We start from the raw sequence: 14,949 nt of genomic DNA, 5'->3' as shown, positions 1-14,949 counted from the left end.
TTTAAAAAATACTATTGTAGACAAAGTGATGAGTTATCCACGGAAAGTGTGGATAGTGTGGATAAGTCTGTGGATAGTTTGAAAAAGGGATTGTTTGATTCGTTTTCCATTCCATCCGATCGATCAATCGTATCGTATGATATGAAACCGACTGGGGAATCCTATTTTCACGAATTCCGTTATGTGTTACTGAAAATGCTTGTGATAATTCTTATGAACTTTCATTGACAAGGTCACTTTTGCTTTATATAATGTACAAGACTGCCTTAAAGTAGAAAACGATGATTTTTATAGAGTAATTTTTAAAGGAGGTGCAGACTAATGAAACCAACTTTCAACCCAAACAACCGTAAGCGCAAAAAAGTTCACGGATTCCGTGCGCGCATGGCAACGAAGAGTGGCCGCCGGATCTTGGCTGCTCGCCGTCTTAAAGGCCGCAAAGCCTTGACTGTATAATCGAGCAATGAGGAGATCACTTCTGGCGCTGCCTGAGGTGATCTTTTTTTTGTAGTTTTGAAGGATGTTCGTGCTTTTGTCACAAGACCACTCTCGCAGAGCAGGTTTATTCTATGATATGATGAAAGACGACGAATTTCGTGATGACAGGATGGAGTGTGATCAAGGTGAAGAAGGAATACCGCGTCAAGAAAGACAAAGAGTTCCAAGCGGTGTTTACTCGAGGAGCCTCTGTCGCAAATCGACAATTTGTCGTATATGCACTAAAGAAAGAGCAGCAAACTCACTTTCGGATTGGTTTATCGGTGAGTAAGAAAATCGGGAATGCCGTGGTTCGCAACCAAGTCAAACGTTATGTCCGTGAAGCGTGTCAGCTTCATGAAGCCTCGCTTGCCCCGAATTATGATTTTGTGATCATCGCACGCAATCCGGCTGCGAAGATGACTGCTCAAGAAGTTGCTGACAGTTTACGCCATGTCTTTAAACGATCCGGTGTCTGGAAGCGACAGGTAAAATAAACGTGTAGTATATCCTGTTGATTTGTAGCGGCCACTCGCCTGCTTCTATATATAGATAGAACTTCGAGGACCGACCACGTGTAAACATTACTAGGAGGAATTATGAACAAAAGAACTAAGATTTGGCTGACTCTCGGATTGATGTCCGTACTCGCGGTCGTTCTATCCGGTTGTACACCTGGAACATATGGAACAGGTGAACCGATTACTGGTGACACAGAAGGTTTCTGGAAACATTATTTTGTTTGGCCGATGGCTTGGCTCATTCGTGAGATCTCGCATTTCTTTAATGGAGATTACGGAATCGGAATCATCGTTACGACGTTGCTTGTTCGTCTCGTCATCTTGCCGTTGATGATCAAACAGACGAAGAGCATGGGTGGAATGCAGGTCATTCAACCGGAAATGGTCAAGTTACGTGAAAAATACAGTTCGAAGGATCAGGAAACACAGCAAAAACTGCAACAGGAAATGATGAAGCTGTACCAAGAGCACAATGTCAATCCGCTTGCCGGCTGTTTACCGATCTTGATTCAAATGCCGATTTTGATTGCCTTCTATAACGCAATCATTTATACACCGGCGATTTTCCAACATACGTTCCTCTGGTTCGATCTTGGAAAACCGGATCCGTACTTCATCTTACCGATCCTGTCTGCTATCTTTACGTATCTGCAGCAGAAACTCTCGATGGCGGGACAAGATGACAATCCACAGATGAAAATCATGTTATACGTCTTCCCGATCATGATCTTCGTCATGGGTGTGACGTTACCATCTGCCCTGTCACTGTACTGGGTCGTCGGTTACATCTTCTCGATCATCGTGACGATTGCCATCATGAAGCCAATGCGTGAGAAAATCAAAGCGCAGACGGAAGCAACGATTGCTTCAAAACGTGAACAAGAAGCAGCAAACGCAACTCCTGCTCCGAAAAAACCGAAAAAGAAGCGTTAACAATAAGTGAGAGCGATACTCCGTTTTACAGAGTGTCGCTCTTTTTCTTTTGCGCTATTTCGTGTATAGTTGTCACGTTATACCCATTTATATATTCCTGAACATTCACTATAGAAAAGATTGCAGAAAACGAGGTGTGAACAACTGATGATGGAATTTGACACGATAGCCGCCATTTCGACGCCGATGGGTGAAGGCGCAATCGCAATTGTCCGTTTATCCGGTCCAAAAGCAGTCGAAACGGCCGATCGCGTCTACCGCGGCGCTAACCGGTTGACTGACGTCCCGACACATACGATTCATTATGGAAAATTGGTTGAACAGACGACAGAACAAGTCGTCGATGAAGTCATGGTCAGTGTCATGCGGGCACCAAAAACGTTTACGCGGGAAGATGTCGTCGAACTGAATTGTCACGGCGGAATCGTTGCCGTCAATCGCGTGCTCGAACTGATTCTCGAACAGCCGGACGTTCGTCTCGCAGAACCGGGTGAATTTACGAAACGGGCCTTTTTGAACGGTCGGATTGACCTGTCACAAGCAGAAGCCGTCATGGATTTGATTCGTGCGAAAACAGACCGAGCGATGACAGTCGCAGTCGGTCAAATCGAAGGACGGTTATCAAAACTGGTCCAGGATTTACGCGAACAATTGTTGCAGACGATTGCTTCGATTGAAGTCAACATCGATTATCCGGAATACGATGCGGAAGAAATGACGCAACAAATCGTCCAGAAAGATGCAGGCGAAGTCCGCCGGATTCTAACGGAACTTCTGGCGACGGCACGACAAGGGAAAATCCTCCGGGAAGGCTTGTCGACTGCCATTATCGGACGTCCGAACGTCGGAAAATCGTCTTTGCTCAACACATTGGTGCAAGAAGCAAAAGCAATCGTCACGGATATCGCCGGGACGACGCGGGATACGATCGAAGAATACGTCAATGTCCGCGGTGTGCCGCTGAAATTGATTGATACGGCCGGCATCCGGGAGACGGAAGATATCGTTGAACGGATGGGTGTTGAGAAATCGCGGCAAGCCTTAAACTCCGCCGATTTGATTTTACTCGTCTTAAACGGAAATGATGCATTGACGGAAGAAGATGTCCTGTTATTTGAAGCAATCCGGGGCATGAATGCAATCATCATCGTCAATAAAAGTGACTTAACACAAGCAATCGATCTGACGCGTGTCAGTGAGCTGGCGGACGGACGTCCCGTCGTGACAACCTCCCTGCTCGAAGAAGCGGGCGTCACGGATCTTGAAGCTGCGATTGCATCCCTCTTCTTTGAACAAGGTGTTGAAGGACAGGACATGACATACGTCTCGAATGCCCGTCATATTCAATTGATCAAACAGGCAAGTCAAATGATTGAAGATGCACTCGGAGCGGCGGAAGCGTCAATGCCGATCGATATGGTCCAAATCGATTTACGCCGGGCGTGGGATACACTCGGTGAAATCAACGGGGACACAGCGCAAGACAGTTTACTCGATAAATTATTCTCACAATTTTGTTTAGGGAAATAAACGTTGTCAGGTTGTTGATTTTTAAAAGGAGGAACCACAGTTATGGCTTATCAAGCAGGCGAATTCGATGTTATCGTCATCGGAGCCGGTCATGCAGGGATTGAAGCATCTCTTGCAGCCGCCCGTATGGGTTCAAAAACCGTCATGTTGACGATGAATCCGGACATGGTCGGATTCATGTATTGTAATCCGTCCATCGGCGGACCGGCAAAAGGAATCGTCGTCCGCGAAATCGATGCCCTCGGCGGAGAAATGGCACGGGCGATTGACGCGACGTACATTCAAATGAAAATGCTCAACACATCAAAAGGTCCAGCAGTTCGTGCACTTCGGGCACAGGCGGATAAATTCGAATACCAAAACCGGATGAAAAAAGCACTTGAAGATGAACCGAATCTGTTGTTACGTCAAGCACTCGTCGAGCGGTTAATCATCGAAGACGATACATGTGTCGGCGTCGTCACGAATACAGGAGCCGAGTACCGGGCAAAAGCGGTCATCATCACGACCGGAACTTTCATGCGCGGGAAAATCATCATCGGTGAATTGTCGTATGAGAGCGGTCCGAATAACCAGATGCCGTCAGTCAACTTGTCTAAACACCTGGAAGAACTCGGTTTCGAGCTCGCCCGTTTCAAAACCGGTACACCACCCCGGATCGACGGGAAAACGATTGATTATTCAAAAACGGAAATTCAACCGGGTGATGCTGTCGCATTGCCGTTCAGTCATGAAACAACACAGATGATTACGGAACAGATTCCGTGCTGGTTGACGTATACGACTGAATATACGCACCAATTGATCGACGCGAATCTCCATCGCTCTCCGATGTTCTCCGGAATGATTAAAGGAACGGGTCCGCGTTATTGCCCGTCGATCGAAGATAAGGTCGTCCGCTTCAGTGATAAACCGCGTCACCAGATTTTCCTTGAGCCGGAAGGCCGCGACACGGAAGAAGTCTACGTCCAAGGACTGTCAACAAGTCTGCCGGAAGACGTTCAACACGATATTTTACGGTCGATTCCAGGACTTGAAAAATCAGAAATGATGCGTCCCGGTTATGCGATTGAATACGATGCCGTCGTTCCGACACAGCTCTGGCCGACACTGGAAACAAAACGGATCGCCGGACTGTTCACAGCCGGACAAATCAACGGTACAAGCGGCTACGAAGAAGCAGCCGGACAAGGCATCATGGCCGGAATTAACGCGGCCCTGAAAGTCCAGGAACGAGATCCGCTCATTCTGTCCCGTTCACAAGGGTATATCGGTGTCATGATCGATGATCTCGTCACAAAAGGAACAAACGAACCGTACCGTTTGTTGACGTCACGTGCCGAATACCGGTTATTGTTGCGTCATGACAATGCTGATTTGCGTTTATCGGATATCGGATACGATCTCGGATTGATCAACGAGACACGCCATGCGAAACTGGCTGAGAAAAAAGAAGACATCCAACGGGAAATGAAACGACTCGAAAAAGTCGTCATTAAAGCAACGAGTGAAGTTAACGAGCGCTTGACGGAAATCGGTGTTTCGCCGTTGAAAGAGGCACTACATGCCATCACGTTACTGAAACGTCCGGAAATCACCTATGCGATGATTGCCGACATGACACCGCCGCCGGTCGCTTTGTCTGAGGAAGCAGCGGAGCAGGTCGAAATCCAGGTCAAATATGCCGGTTACATCGACAAACAGCTTGATCAAGTCGAACGGATGATGCGGATGGAGAAAAAACGGATTCCGGAACGTCTCGATTACGATGTCATCAGTGGTCTCGCAATTGAAGCCAAACAAAAACTAAACCAAGTGCGTCCGCTTTCGATCGGACAAGCATCACGGATTTCAGGTGTCAATCCATCTGATATCTCGATTTTGCTTGTTTATATCGAGCAAGGCCAATACGCATTGACTGCGGAGTGAAGAGAATGAACCAACAGCAATTCGTAACCGCATTAGCGGAGCAAGGATTAGAAGTCTCGGACCATCAATTGCAACAGTTCCGGAAGTATTATGAACTGCTTGTCGAGTGGAACGAAAAAATGAACTTGACGGCCATCACGGATGAGGAAGGTGTTTACCTGAAACACTTTTATGATTCAATCACGGCAGCATTCTATTTTGATTTTACAAAAGTCGAAACTGTTTGTGATGTCGGTGCCGGCGCCGGTTTCCCGAGTCTGCCGATCAAAATCATGTTCCCGCATCTGAAAGTGACGATTATTGACTCACTCAACAAACGAATCGGGTTCCTGAACATGCTCGCAACAGAGCTTGGACTCGAAGGTGTCGCTTTCCACCACGGACGTGCCGAAGAATTCGGGAAAAATAAACAGTTCCGGGAACATTTTGATGTCGTGACGGCGCGTGCCGTTGCCCGGATGTCCGTTCTTGCGGAATACTGTTTACCGCTTGCCCGGGTCGGCGGCCAATTCGTCGCGTTAAAAGCAGCGAAGCTCGGTGAAGAACTCGAAGAAGGCGCGACAGCCTTGAAGGTGTTAGGTGGAAATTTGCGGGAAAGTTTCCAATTCCAATTGCCAGGTGAAGAAAGTGAGCGTAATATCGTAATTGTCGATAAAAAACGATTAACACCCGGGAAATATCCGCGTAAAGCGGGGACACCGGCAAAAGATCCACTGGGTTAAACACCGTTTCACGTGAAACGATGACTGATGAAGGCGAGGTACACCAACGTGAAGAATGCAATTGCCAAACTGCTCGGTAAGGGAGGACAACCCGTTTCCCTAGAGCTAGATCCACAAGATACTGTCCGTGAGTTGAAGTTAACGGAACTGGTCGCCAACCGGTTCCAGCCGCGGACCGTCTTTGACGCGGAACGGATTACCGAACTAGCGACCACGATTGAAGAACATGGTTTACTGCAACCGATTGTCGTCCGAAAACAAGGCGAAGGATATGAAATCATCGCCGGCGAACGCCGTTTTCGGGCAGTTCAATCGCTCGGATGGGAGACAATTCCCGCTATCATTAAAAAGATGACAGACGAGACGACGGCTGCCCTCGCACTCATCGAAAATCTACAACGTGAAGAACTGACACCAATCGAAGAAGCGGAAGCGTACGCGCGGTTGCTTGCGATGCAGGAAATCACACAGGAAGTGCTGGCACGCAGACTCGGACGGAGCCAGTCAACGATTGCGAACAAGCTTCGTTTGCTGCGGTTACCGGAAACGGTCCGGGAAGCCCTGAAACAACGGAAAATCACGGAACGCCATGCCCGGGCTCTCCTGCCGTTAAAAGCAGCTGATTTACAGCTTCAGGTTTTGGTTGAAATCATCGAACGCGAATGGAATGTCAAAGAGACGGAACAACGTGTCGAACGGTTATTGACCCCAAAAGTTCCGAAAAAGCGTCACAAAAGTTTTGCCCGGGATACACGGATCGCTTTAAATACGATCCGTGATTCTGTCGATATGATTGAACGGACCGGTTTGACGGTCGAAAAAGAAGAAGTTGATTGTGAAGAATATGTCGAGGTGCGGATCCGCATCGTGAAGGCACGTCCGTAAACTAGCGGTCGTGCCTTCCGCTACGTTTAGGAGAGATACGTATGAATGAAATACCGATTGGAGCCATCCGGCCGAACCCGGGGCAGCCACGCAAACAGTTCCACGAGAAGGCACTGACTGAACTGGCCAATTCCTTGACGCGGCACGGAATGATTCAACCGATTGTCGTCCGCCCGCGCGAGGGATTTTATGAAATCATTGCCGGGGAGCGTCGTTATCAGGCAGCAAAACAAGCGGGATTCAGTCGTGTTCCGGTCTTGATTATTGAAGCGAACGAAACCCGTGTCATGGAACTGGCACTGATTGAAAACATTCAGCGTGCGGATTTGAGTGCAATTGAAGAAGCCATGGCCTATGCCGAGATGTTAGAGGAATTTAACATCACACAGGCAGAGCTTGCGAACCGTGTCGGAAAAAGCCGTTCCCATATTACGAACAGTCTCCGTTTATTACAGTTACCGGTTGAGGTCCAACAAGCCGTCATGGAAGAACGGTTATCGATGGGTCATGCCCGGGCCTTGTTGGCGTTAAAACATCCACTGAAGATCGAACGGATGGCGGAACGCGTCATGCGTGAAAACTGGAATGTCCGGCGCCTCGAGCAAGAGTTACGTGAAAAAAAACAAGTCCGTCCAGCCGTCAAACAGTCGACGGAGCTGGATTTCATCGAAGAAACGTTACGGGAACGAATCGGAGCGACTGTCCGGATCAAAACCACAAAACAAGCCGGGAAACTCGAAATTGATTTTACGGACGAGGCCGATCTGAATCGGATTCTCGAACTGCTTTTACCGGAAGAAGAGTAACAGCAAAGGATCCATTCCAGTGTCAGACTTGGAATGGATCCTTTTTTGACAGGTGCAAAATAAAAGAAAGGAAAAAAGTTGCCCTTAAATCGAGCGTGGTGTGAAGGAGATGGTCGTACGTGTCGTTTCAGCCGCAAGCTTCGTATCGAGCAAGGCAAAACTGTCGGCGACGAGTTCCGCCAACTCATAAACGAGGTGGAGCCGTGTATTTTGAAGAATCATCATTTCCATAAAGCCGCTGACGTTCACGACTGCTTTAATATTAAAATCACCGACAGCCGGTAATTCTTTTTGGACACCGGCACCAGGAGCAAGCGGACCTTCGGAGAAGAAGACATGACCGACACTAGACAGACGGCCGAGACAGGCGTCGATGGCGATGACAAGCGGACGGTAGTGTGTCGTTTGAATCGAATGGATCGTTTCCGCTAGATTCAAGGCATGAACTGGTTTGGCTAATGTCCCGTAGACATGCATGTTCGAGGGACGATTTTTTTCTAAAAAAGTCCCGACGAGCGGTCCGAGTGAGTCGCCGGTTGAGCGGTCGGAACCGATACAGACAAGGACGACAGGACGATTTTCTTTCATGGCACTGACTTGTTCATGCAACTGTTCAGCCAGCCGTTCCTTGGCGAATGGTTCCGTATATTCTAAAAAGAAAGAATAGGGCTTTTTTTCGTGAGAATGAAAACGGAAATTCATCTGGATCATCCTTTCTTCTCCTGGTGTCAGCATCCTGGTGTCATGGTGAGAGTGAAGGCATTCTGTAATGATTTTCCTTTCCCGGTTTTTGTGAAAATCTAACGTCGAAATTGGTTCTTTGGTTGAAAGTCATTTAAAATCACGTATACTGTCGTAATAGAGAGAAGTCGAAAGGATGGAGAGAATGGCTACCAATAAAGACATACAGGATTCAGTCGCTCAAGTGGATAGGATTTTTGCACAAGTCATGGACGCAGACATGTGGATCCGCTTTGGGCTCAAGCTGTTGATCGCCCTGATTATCATCGCCGGTTTTTATATACTGATGCGTATTTTAACGGGCGCGGTTTCACGACTATTTACGATTCGAAAGATTAATGAACACGATTCCCTGGCGCAACGCCAAAATGAAACGTTGCTGAAATTACTTCAAAATGCGATCCGTTACGTTCTTGGTATCGTCATGCTTCTGACGGTCCTCAGTCAGTTCGGGATCAACATTACGGGATTGGTCGCCAGTGCCGGTATCGCTGGTCTTGCCATCTCGTTTGGGGCAAAGAACCTGGTTCAGGATATCATTACCGGGGCCTTCATCATCTTTGAGCGTCAGTTCAAAGTCGGTGACTTCGTCCGTGTTGGTTTGATTGAGGGTGTCGTCACGGAACTCGGAATCCGGACGACGAAGTTAAAAGGATTGAATGGAGAAATCCATATCATTCCGAACGGACAAATCCTGCAGGTGACGAACTTCTCCGTCGACAACAGTTTTGCGTTGGTCGATGTGCAAGTTTCGTACGAAGAAGATTTGGAACGGGTCGAACAGGTCTTGCATCAAATCGCGAATGCGACGACTGAAAAATATACAGATATGTTTATCGAGCCGATTCAAATGCTTGGCGTTCAGACACTTGGACCTTCGGAAGTCGTCTATCGTCTGATGGCGGAAGTGCCGCCGATGCAACATTTCCAGGCCGGACGATTGATCCGGAAAGAACTCAAGCAAGGACTCGAACTGGAGGGAATTAAGATTCCGTATCCACGGATGGTCATGATGAATACAGAACAAGGGAATGGTGGTCAAGCCGATGATGCCAAAAACGTACAATCTTCATGATTATGTCGAAATGAAAAAACAACATCCTTGCGGAACGAACCGTTGGCAAATTATCCGTGTCGGGATGGATATCCGGATTAAATGTCAAGGATGTGGCGCCAGTATCCTGATGCCGCGCCGTGACTTCGATAAGCGTTTGAAAAAAGTTTTACCTGAGTGAATATAGACAAATCCCTGGCGACCGTTACCGGTTGCCGGGGATTTTTTACTAAAAATAAAACGATTGCGTTGAATTACGGCCAAACCTGCGTGAAACAATCTTGTCTGTAAAAAAAGAAGACGCATCTCCTTGCTTAAAAAAATTGAACTATCTATAATTGTGAAAGATGTGCTGACGTGGTGTAATCATTCTACCCACTGCGGCCGCTAGCACGGATTTCCTAGGAAATACCGAAAAGGAGGAATTCCAAGTGGGATTAACAGCCGGAATCGTTGGCTTACCAAACGTAGGAAAATCAACACTTTTTAACGCAATTACACAAGCAGGTGTCGAGGCGGCGAACTATCCGTTCGCAACGATCGACCCAAACGTCGGTGTCGTCGAGGTGCCGGACGCGCGTCTTCGTAAATTGACGGAACTCGTCAATCCGAAGAAAACAATCCCGACGGCATTCGAATTCACGGATATCGCCGGAATCGTCAAAGGCGCTTCAAAAGGAGAAGGGCTCGGAAATAAATTCTTGGCCAACATCCGTGAAGTGGATGCGATTTGTCAGGTCGTCCGTTGTTTCATCGATGAGAACATCACACACGTTTCAGGAAAAGTCTCACCGATCGATGATATCGAAACAATCAACCTTGAATTGATTCTTGCGGATCTCGAATTGGTTGAAAAACGAATCCAACGTGTTCAAAAACAAGTCAAGTCACGCGATAAAAATGCAGCGGGTGAACTCGAAGCACTTGAAATCGTTTTGGCATTACTGGAAGACGAAAAGCCGGCACGTCTTGCCGAGTTAACGGAAGATCAGGCAGCAATCGTCAAGCATTTCCAATTGTTGACGATGAAACCGATGCTGTATGTCGCAAACGTCGGCGAAGATGAAGTCGCAGACGCAGACAGTAACGAAAACGTCCGTCTCGTTCGTGAATTCGCAGCAAAAGAAGGCGCGGAAGTCATCATTATCTGTGCCCGGATTGAAGAAGAGATTGCTGAACTCGAGCCGGAAGAACGCCAAGAGTTCCTCGTTGACCTCGGAATCGAAGAATCGGGTCTTGATCAGTTGATCCACGCAGCATACAACACGCTTGGTCTTGCGACGTACTTCACAGCAGGCGAAAAAGAAGTCCGTGCCTGGACGTTCAAAAAAGGTATGAAAGCGCCGCAATGTGCCGGTGTCATTCATTCGGACTTCGAACGCGGATTCATCCGGGCGGAGGTTGTCGCTTACGAGGATTTGGCAGCAGCCGGAAACATGGCAACTGTTAAAGAACAAGGGCGCTACCGTTCTGAAGGAAAAGAATATGTCTTCCAAGACGGCGATGTCGTCACATTCCGCTTCAACGTTTAAGCGAAGCGAACGAATGGTTATTGCATAAACCAAAATACTTTGATAGTATTAACAAATGTGAGTAATGAATTATTGCTCCTTGCTCGATGAATCGAGCCGCCAGTCCAAGAGGAGGTGACAGATATGCGTAAATACGAAGTACTTTACATCATCCGTCCAGAAGTTGATGAGGAAGCACGAAAAGCTCTAGTTGAGCGTTTCAACAAAGTCCTCACTGACAACGGTGGTACAGTTGAAAAAACAACTGAAATGGGTAAACGTCGTTTTGCTTACGAAATCAATGATATGCGTGAAGGTTTCTACGTTCTTCTTAACGTGACTGCTGAACCAGCAGCTACTAAAGAACTTGACCGTCTCATGAAGATCAGTGACGATATCGTTCGCTTAATGATCACAAAAGATGAGAAATAAGCTGAAACAGGAGAGTGATTCTGATGATTAACCGCGTCGTTTTAGTCGGTCGGTTAACTCGTGACCCTGAAATGCGTTATACGCAGAGCGGGATTGCGGTAACGCGATTCACACTCGCTTGTGACCGTCCGTTTACAGGACAAGATGGGAAGCGAGAAGCTGACTTCATCGATTGCGTCGTATGGCGCAAGCAAGCAGAGAACGTTGCTCAGTATTTGAAAAAAGGGAGCCTTGCAGGAGTTGAGGGTCGCCTTCAGATTAGTAGCTATGACGATAAAGATGGTCAACGTCGTTATCGTGCAGAAGTCGTCGCGGATAGTGTTCGATTCCTTGAATCACGCAATGCAAGCCGTTCTTCCGATAGTGATAGCTACTCTTCGAATTCAAATACAGGTGGAAACGGAAATGCTGCAGGATGGGGTTCACAGCAACAGCAGAACAACTCTTCCTCGCCAGCACCCGCTTCATCTTCATCGAATTCGGGCTTCGGCGCTGATCCGTTCAGCGGCGGCAGTTCGATCGATCTTTCAGACGACGATCTTCCATTCTAATGGAAACGTCGGACTGAAAAATTTACTCTAAAAAGGAGGTTAATCACATGGCACGTCGTCCAGGTGGAAAACGTCGTCGTAAAGTATGTTACTTCACGTCGAACCACATCACTCATATCGATTATAAAGACGTAGAACTTCTCAAACGTTTCATTTCGGAACGCGGTAAGATTCTTCCACGTCGTGTGACTGGTACTTCAGCGAAATACCAACGTCCACTTACAATCGCAATCAAACGTTCACGTCAAATGGCTTTAATTCCATACGTAGCTGACTGATTACGGTCCAGCGCTTTTCCTTTTCGAAGGAAAGGCGCTTTTTTTCGCTTCGCTTTCAACCGGTCCGCCTTTTCGGTTATAATATACAAGTTACCGAATTTTTCATACGAGTATATTTAGTATACAAGGAGGACGCGATGGGGTTAGGTCAGCAAGTATCACCTGAGCGAGAACAGCGCTTTTTTCGCTTCGTTCCGTATCTGTTAATCGTGGCTCTACTTTTTGTCATTGCCGTCGATCACCCAATCATCGCAGCGGTTGGAGCCGTCTTGACGACGGCACTGTTTGTCCTTCATCTGCTGGAGGAACGACGTGGTCGGAAGTCTTGGGAAAGCTACGTCGCCGGTATATCGATTCAAGTCGAAGACACCGGTCAAGATGCTTTGACGAACATGCCGATTGGAATTTTACTTTATGATGAAGAAGCACGTGTCACCTGGTTCAATGATCCGATGCGTGAAATTTTCGGAGATCTGGCCATGGGACACGTTTTGACGGATCTTGATCCTTTGTTCGTGGAAATGATCGGTGTCGATGAAGATCAAGCGACACTTGAAATCGGCGAATCGGTTTACCGTGTCTTTTCAAACAGCGAAAACCGGACCTTCTACTTGTTCGACATGACAGAAGAAGCCCAGGTCGAGCAGCAACTGGTCGATAATCAAACGGTGATCGGCGTCATCTATCTCGATAACTATGACGAGATGACACAAGGGATTGAAGATCAGCTTCGCAGCGAATTGAACAGCCGCGTCACCCAATTGTTGAATCACTGGGCCGCGGATCACGGCACGTATATCAAACGGACTGCTTCCGACCGTTACTTCATTGTGACGACGGAAGAGAACTTACGGATTTTGGAACGGTCGAAATTTACGATTCTCGATACCGTCCGGGAAGAAACGAGCCAACGCGGTGTCCAGTTGACGCTCTCGATCGGAATCGGATGCGGCAGTGATCCGATTCCGGCACTTGGTTTGATGGCTCAATCGAGTCTCGATCTGGCCTTAGGTCGCGGGGGCGATCAGGTCGTCATCAAACGGGACGGGAAAGTTCGTTTTTACGGCGGAAAAACCAATCCGACCGAAAAACGGACCCGTGTCCGGGCCCGTGTCATTGCCAATTCCTTGCGTGATTTAATGCAGGAATCAAGCCGTGTCCTTATCATGGGACACCGGAATCCGGATATGGATTCCCTCGGCTCCTCGATTGGAATTTTAAAATTAGCCGAGATGAACGATAAAGAAGCTCATATCGTTCTACCGGAAGCCGATATCGGACAAGGGATCCGGCGGATGATGAATGAAATCAGCCAGGAACCAAAACTCGAGACCCGTTTCATCAATGCATTCCAGGCCGATCAGTTGATTGATGATCAGGCACTTCTGATTATCGTCGACACTCATAAACCGTCGCTCGTCGTCGTCCCGGCATTGCTGGAGCGTTTTGAACGCCTGGTCGTCATCGATCATCACCGGCGGGGCGAAGACTTTATTGAAGAACCGGTTCTCGTGTATCTCGAACCGTATGCGTCATCGACGTCAGAACTGGTCACGGAACTGATTGAATATCAGCCGACGAATCAGAAACTGGCGATGCTTGAAGCGACGGCCTTACTTGCCGGAATCATCGTCGATACGAAAGGCTTTACGTTACGGACCGGTTCCCGGACGTTCGATGCGGCATCGTATTTACGTTCGCAGGGCGCCGATACGGTCCTCGTGCAAGAGTTTCTCAGTCAGGACCTCGAGACGTACGTCGAGCAGTCGCATATCCTCGAGCGGACAGAAGTCTACGCTGCCGGGATGGCGATTGCGACGGCCGAGCCCGGTGTCATTCATGATCAGGTCCTGATTGCCCAAACGGCAGATCAGCTGTTATCGCTCCAAGGCATCCGTGCCGCGTTCGTCATTGCGGAATTACAGGACGGAAGGACGGCGATCAGTGCCCGTTCACTCGGTGAAGTGAACGTTCAATTGATTATGGAGACACTTGGCGGCGGCGGTCATTTAACGAATGCAGCGACACAGATGACCGAATCGGTCCTGACCGTCGCAACCGAATTAAGAAAAGCGATTGACCACTATTTAGAAGATGAGACAAAAGGAGAGGAAACAGAATGAAAGTTATTTTCTTACAAGATGTAAAAGGCCAAGGTAAAACAGGAGACGTCAAGGACGTCGCTGACGCATACGCAAACAACGTATTGTTCAAAAAGAAATTGGCACGTCCGGCTACAACGGGAAACCTCAAGCAGCATGAAGCACATGAGCGTAAAGCGGCAGAAGAAGCGAAACAAGCATTACAAGATGCGCAAGCATTAAAAGAAAAGATTGAAAAAGAAACGATCATCGTTTCAACAAAAACAGGTGAAGGCGGTCGTGTCTTCGGTTCTGTCACAAGCAAACAGATTGCAGATGAGTTGAAACAGATGGGGTACAAGATCGATAAACGTAAAATCGAACTCGAGCACCCGATCAAGACACTCGGCGTCACGAAAGTACCACTGAAACTGCACAATGAAGTCACAGCAACGTTAAATGTCCAGGTTAAAGAAGCGTGAGTAGAAAAGGGGACCG

Annotated in this window: 17 protein-coding genes; 16 read left to right on the top strand and 1 reads right to left on the bottom strand. The window is 47.8% G+C overall.

Going from position 1 to position 14,949, the window contains the following annotated elements; genetic code table 11:
* Nucleotides 1-321 precede the first annotated feature (321 nt).
* The 8 genes from rpmH (at nucleotide 322) to EXIG_RS15465 (ending at nucleotide 7,803) form a co-directional block, all read left to right on the top strand.
* A complete protein-coding gene (gene rpmH / locus EXIG_RS15500) occupies nucleotides 322-456 on the top strand; it encodes a 50S ribosomal protein L34 (RefSeq protein WP_012371910.1) in 135 nt (44 codons plus the stop codon).
* A gap of 167 nt (nucleotides 457-623) precedes the next feature.
* On the top strand, nucleotides 624-974 hold the full coding sequence (gene rnpA, locus EXIG_RS15495) for a ribonuclease P protein component (RefSeq protein WP_012371909.1): 351 nt from the start codon (nucleotides 624-626) through the stop codon (nucleotides 972-974).
* A 102-nt stretch (nucleotides 975-1,076) separates the two neighbouring features.
* Nucleotides 1,077-1,931, top strand: a complete 855-nt coding sequence (yidC, locus tag EXIG_RS15490) for a membrane protein insertase YidC (RefSeq protein WP_012371908.1) — start codon at nucleotides 1,077-1,079, stop codon at nucleotides 1,929-1,931.
* 147 nt (nucleotides 1,932-2,078) lie between these two features.
* The gene (gene mnmE, locus EXIG_RS15485; protein WP_012371907.1) at nucleotides 2,079-3,461 is read left to right on the top strand and encodes a tRNA uridine-5-carboxymethylaminomethyl(34) synthesis GTPase MnmE; all 1,383 of its coding nucleotides are present in this window, start codon (nucleotides 2,079-2,081) and stop codon (nucleotides 3,459-3,461) included.
* Nucleotides 3,462-3,503: 42 nt separating this feature from the next.
* Nucleotides 3,504-5,390 (top strand): tRNA uridine-5-carboxymethylaminomethyl(34) synthesis enzyme MnmG, encoded by a 1,887-nt coding sequence (gene mnmG, locus EXIG_RS15480; protein ID WP_012371906.1) that lies wholly within the window; start codon nucleotides 3,504-3,506, stop codon nucleotides 5,388-5,390.
* 5 nt (nucleotides 5,391-5,395) lie between these two features.
* Nucleotides 5,396-6,112 carry a 16S rRNA (guanine(527)-N(7))-methyltransferase RsmG gene (rsmG, locus tag EXIG_RS15475; RefSeq protein ID WP_012371905.1) on the top strand — a complete coding sequence of 239 codons (717 nt, stop codon included), beginning with the start codon at nucleotides 5,396-5,398 and terminating at the stop codon, nucleotides 6,110-6,112.
* 27 nt (nucleotides 6,113-6,139) lie between these two features.
* Nucleotides 6,140-6,997 carry a nucleoid occlusion protein gene (noc, locus tag EXIG_RS15470; RefSeq protein ID WP_438940145.1) on the top strand — a complete coding sequence of 286 codons (858 nt, stop codon included), beginning with the start codon at nucleotides 6,140-6,142 and terminating at the stop codon, nucleotides 6,995-6,997.
* Nucleotides 6,998-7,038: 41 nt separating this feature from the next.
* Entirely contained in the window at nucleotides 7,039-7,803 is a 765-nt protein-coding gene (locus EXIG_RS15465) for a ParB/RepB/Spo0J family partition protein (RefSeq protein WP_012371903.1), read from the top strand.
* An 84-nt stretch (nucleotides 7,804-7,887) separates the two neighbouring features.
* Here EXIG_RS15465 and yyaC read toward each other — a convergent pair whose 3' ends face one another.
* The gene (yyaC, locus tag EXIG_RS15460; RefSeq protein ID WP_041262072.1) at nucleotides 7,888-8,505 is read right to left on the bottom strand and encodes a spore protease YyaC; all 618 of its coding nucleotides are present in this window, start codon (nucleotides 8,503-8,505) and stop codon (nucleotides 7,888-7,890) included.
* Between the two features lie 184 nt (nucleotides 8,506-8,689).
* Here yyaC and EXIG_RS15455 point away from each other — a divergent pair, with 184 nt between their 5' ends.
* The 8 genes from EXIG_RS15455 to rplI all read left to right on the top strand — a co-directional run bounded on the left by EXIG_RS15455 (nucleotide 8,690) and on the right by rplI (nucleotide 14,933).
* Entirely contained in the window at nucleotides 8,690-9,619 is a 930-nt protein-coding gene (locus EXIG_RS15455) for a mechanosensitive ion channel family protein (protein ID WP_012371901.1), read from the top strand.
* Nucleotides 9,591-9,779, top strand: coding sequence for a DUF951 domain-containing protein (locus EXIG_RS15450; protein ID WP_012371900.1), 189 nt, complete (start codon nucleotides 9,591-9,593; stop codon nucleotides 9,777-9,779). Before EXIG_RS15455 ends, EXIG_RS15450 begins: the two co-directional genes overlap by 29 nt.
* Before the next feature lie 250 nt (nucleotides 9,780-10,029).
* The gene (ychF, locus tag EXIG_RS15445; protein WP_012371899.1) at nucleotides 10,030-11,130 is read left to right on the top strand and encodes a redox-regulated ATPase YchF; all 1,101 of its coding nucleotides are present in this window, start codon (nucleotides 10,030-10,032) and stop codon (nucleotides 11,128-11,130) included.
* A 123-nt stretch (nucleotides 11,131-11,253) separates the two neighbouring features.
* Nucleotides 11,254-11,541 carry a 30S ribosomal protein S6 gene (gene rpsF / locus EXIG_RS15440; RefSeq protein WP_012371898.1) on the top strand — a complete coding sequence of 96 codons (288 nt, stop codon included), beginning with the start codon at nucleotides 11,254-11,256 and terminating at the stop codon, nucleotides 11,539-11,541.
* A 23-nt stretch (nucleotides 11,542-11,564) separates the two neighbouring features.
* Nucleotides 11,565-12,092 (top strand): single-stranded DNA-binding protein, encoded by a 528-nt coding sequence (locus EXIG_RS15435; protein WP_012371897.1) that lies wholly within the window; start codon nucleotides 11,565-11,567, stop codon nucleotides 12,090-12,092.
* Nucleotides 12,093-12,139: 47 nt separating this feature from the next.
* Complete coding sequence (gene rpsR / locus EXIG_RS15430) at nucleotides 12,140-12,370, top strand: 30S ribosomal protein S18 (RefSeq protein WP_012371896.1); 231 nt, start codon at nucleotides 12,140-12,142, stop codon at nucleotides 12,368-12,370.
* 137 nt (nucleotides 12,371-12,507) lie between these two features.
* Complete coding sequence (locus EXIG_RS15425) at nucleotides 12,508-14,493, top strand: DHH family phosphoesterase (protein ID WP_012371895.1); 1,986 nt, start codon at nucleotides 12,508-12,510, stop codon at nucleotides 14,491-14,493.
* Nucleotides 14,490-14,933, top strand: a complete 444-nt coding sequence (gene rplI / locus EXIG_RS15420) for a 50S ribosomal protein L9 (RefSeq protein ID WP_012371894.1) — start codon at nucleotides 14,490-14,492, stop codon at nucleotides 14,931-14,933. The genes EXIG_RS15425 and rplI overlap by 4 nt, the downstream gene beginning before the upstream one ends.
* Nucleotides 14,934-14,949: the final 16 nt, after the last annotated feature.

This window comes from Exiguobacterium artemiae 255-15 (assembly GCF_000019905.1).
Lineage (GTDB): Bacteria > Bacillota > Bacilli > Exiguobacteriales > Exiguobacteriaceae > Exiguobacterium_A > Exiguobacterium_A artemiae.
The sequence above is the reverse complement of the archived record's forward strand: the minus strand, read 5'-3'. Positions and strand labels throughout refer to the sequence as shown.

Bases quoted from the DNA above. Each gene is read 5' to 3' on its own strand.
- EXIG_RS15450 (WP_012371900.1), top strand. From the start codon at position 9,591: ATGATGCCAAAAACGTACAATCTTCATGATTATGTCGAAATGAAAAAA.
- rpsR (WP_012371896.1), top strand. From the start codon at position 12,140: ATGGCACGTCGTCCAGGTGGAAAACGTCGTCGTAAAGTATGTTACTTC.
- EXIG_RS15425 (WP_012371895.1), top strand. From the start codon at position 12,508: ATGGGGTTAGGTCAGCAAGTATCACCTGAGCGAGAACAGCGCTTTTTT.
- mnmG (WP_012371906.1), top strand. From the start codon at position 3,504: ATGGCTTATCAAGCAGGCGAATTCGATGTTATCGTCATCGGAGCCGGT.
- rpmH (WP_012371910.1), top strand. From the start codon at position 322: ATGAAACCAACTTTCAACCCAAACAACCGTAAGCGCAAAAAAGTTCAC.
- rplI (WP_012371894.1), top strand. From the start codon at position 14,490: ATGAAAGTTATTTTCTTACAAGATGTAAAAGGCCAAGGTAAAACAGGA.
- EXIG_RS15435 (WP_012371897.1), top strand. From the start codon at position 11,565: ATGATTAACCGCGTCGTTTTAGTCGGTCGGTTAACTCGTGACCCTGAA.
- rpsF (WP_012371898.1), top strand. From the start codon at position 11,254: ATGCGTAAATACGAAGTACTTTACATCATCCGTCCAGAAGTTGATGAG.
- noc (WP_438940145.1), top strand. From the start codon at position 6,140: ATGAAGGCGAGGTACACCAACGTGAAGAATGCAATTGCCAAACTGCTC.
- yyaC (WP_041262072.1), bottom strand. From the start codon at position 8,505: ATGAATTTCCGTTTTCATTCTCACGAAAAAAAGCCCTATTCTTTCTTT.
- mnmE (WP_012371907.1), top strand. From the start codon at position 2,079: ATGATGGAATTTGACACGATAGCCGCCATTTCGACGCCGATGGGTGAA.
- yidC (WP_012371908.1), top strand. From the start codon at position 1,077: ATGAACAAAAGAACTAAGATTTGGCTGACTCTCGGATTGATGTCCGTA.
- EXIG_RS15465 (WP_012371903.1), top strand. From the start codon at position 7,039: ATGAATGAAATACCGATTGGAGCCATCCGGCCGAACCCGGGGCAGCCA.
- rsmG (WP_012371905.1), top strand. From the start codon at position 5,396: ATGAACCAACAGCAATTCGTAACCGCATTAGCGGAGCAAGGATTAGAA.
- EXIG_RS15455 (WP_012371901.1), top strand. From the start codon at position 8,690: ATGGCTACCAATAAAGACATACAGGATTCAGTCGCTCAAGTGGATAGG.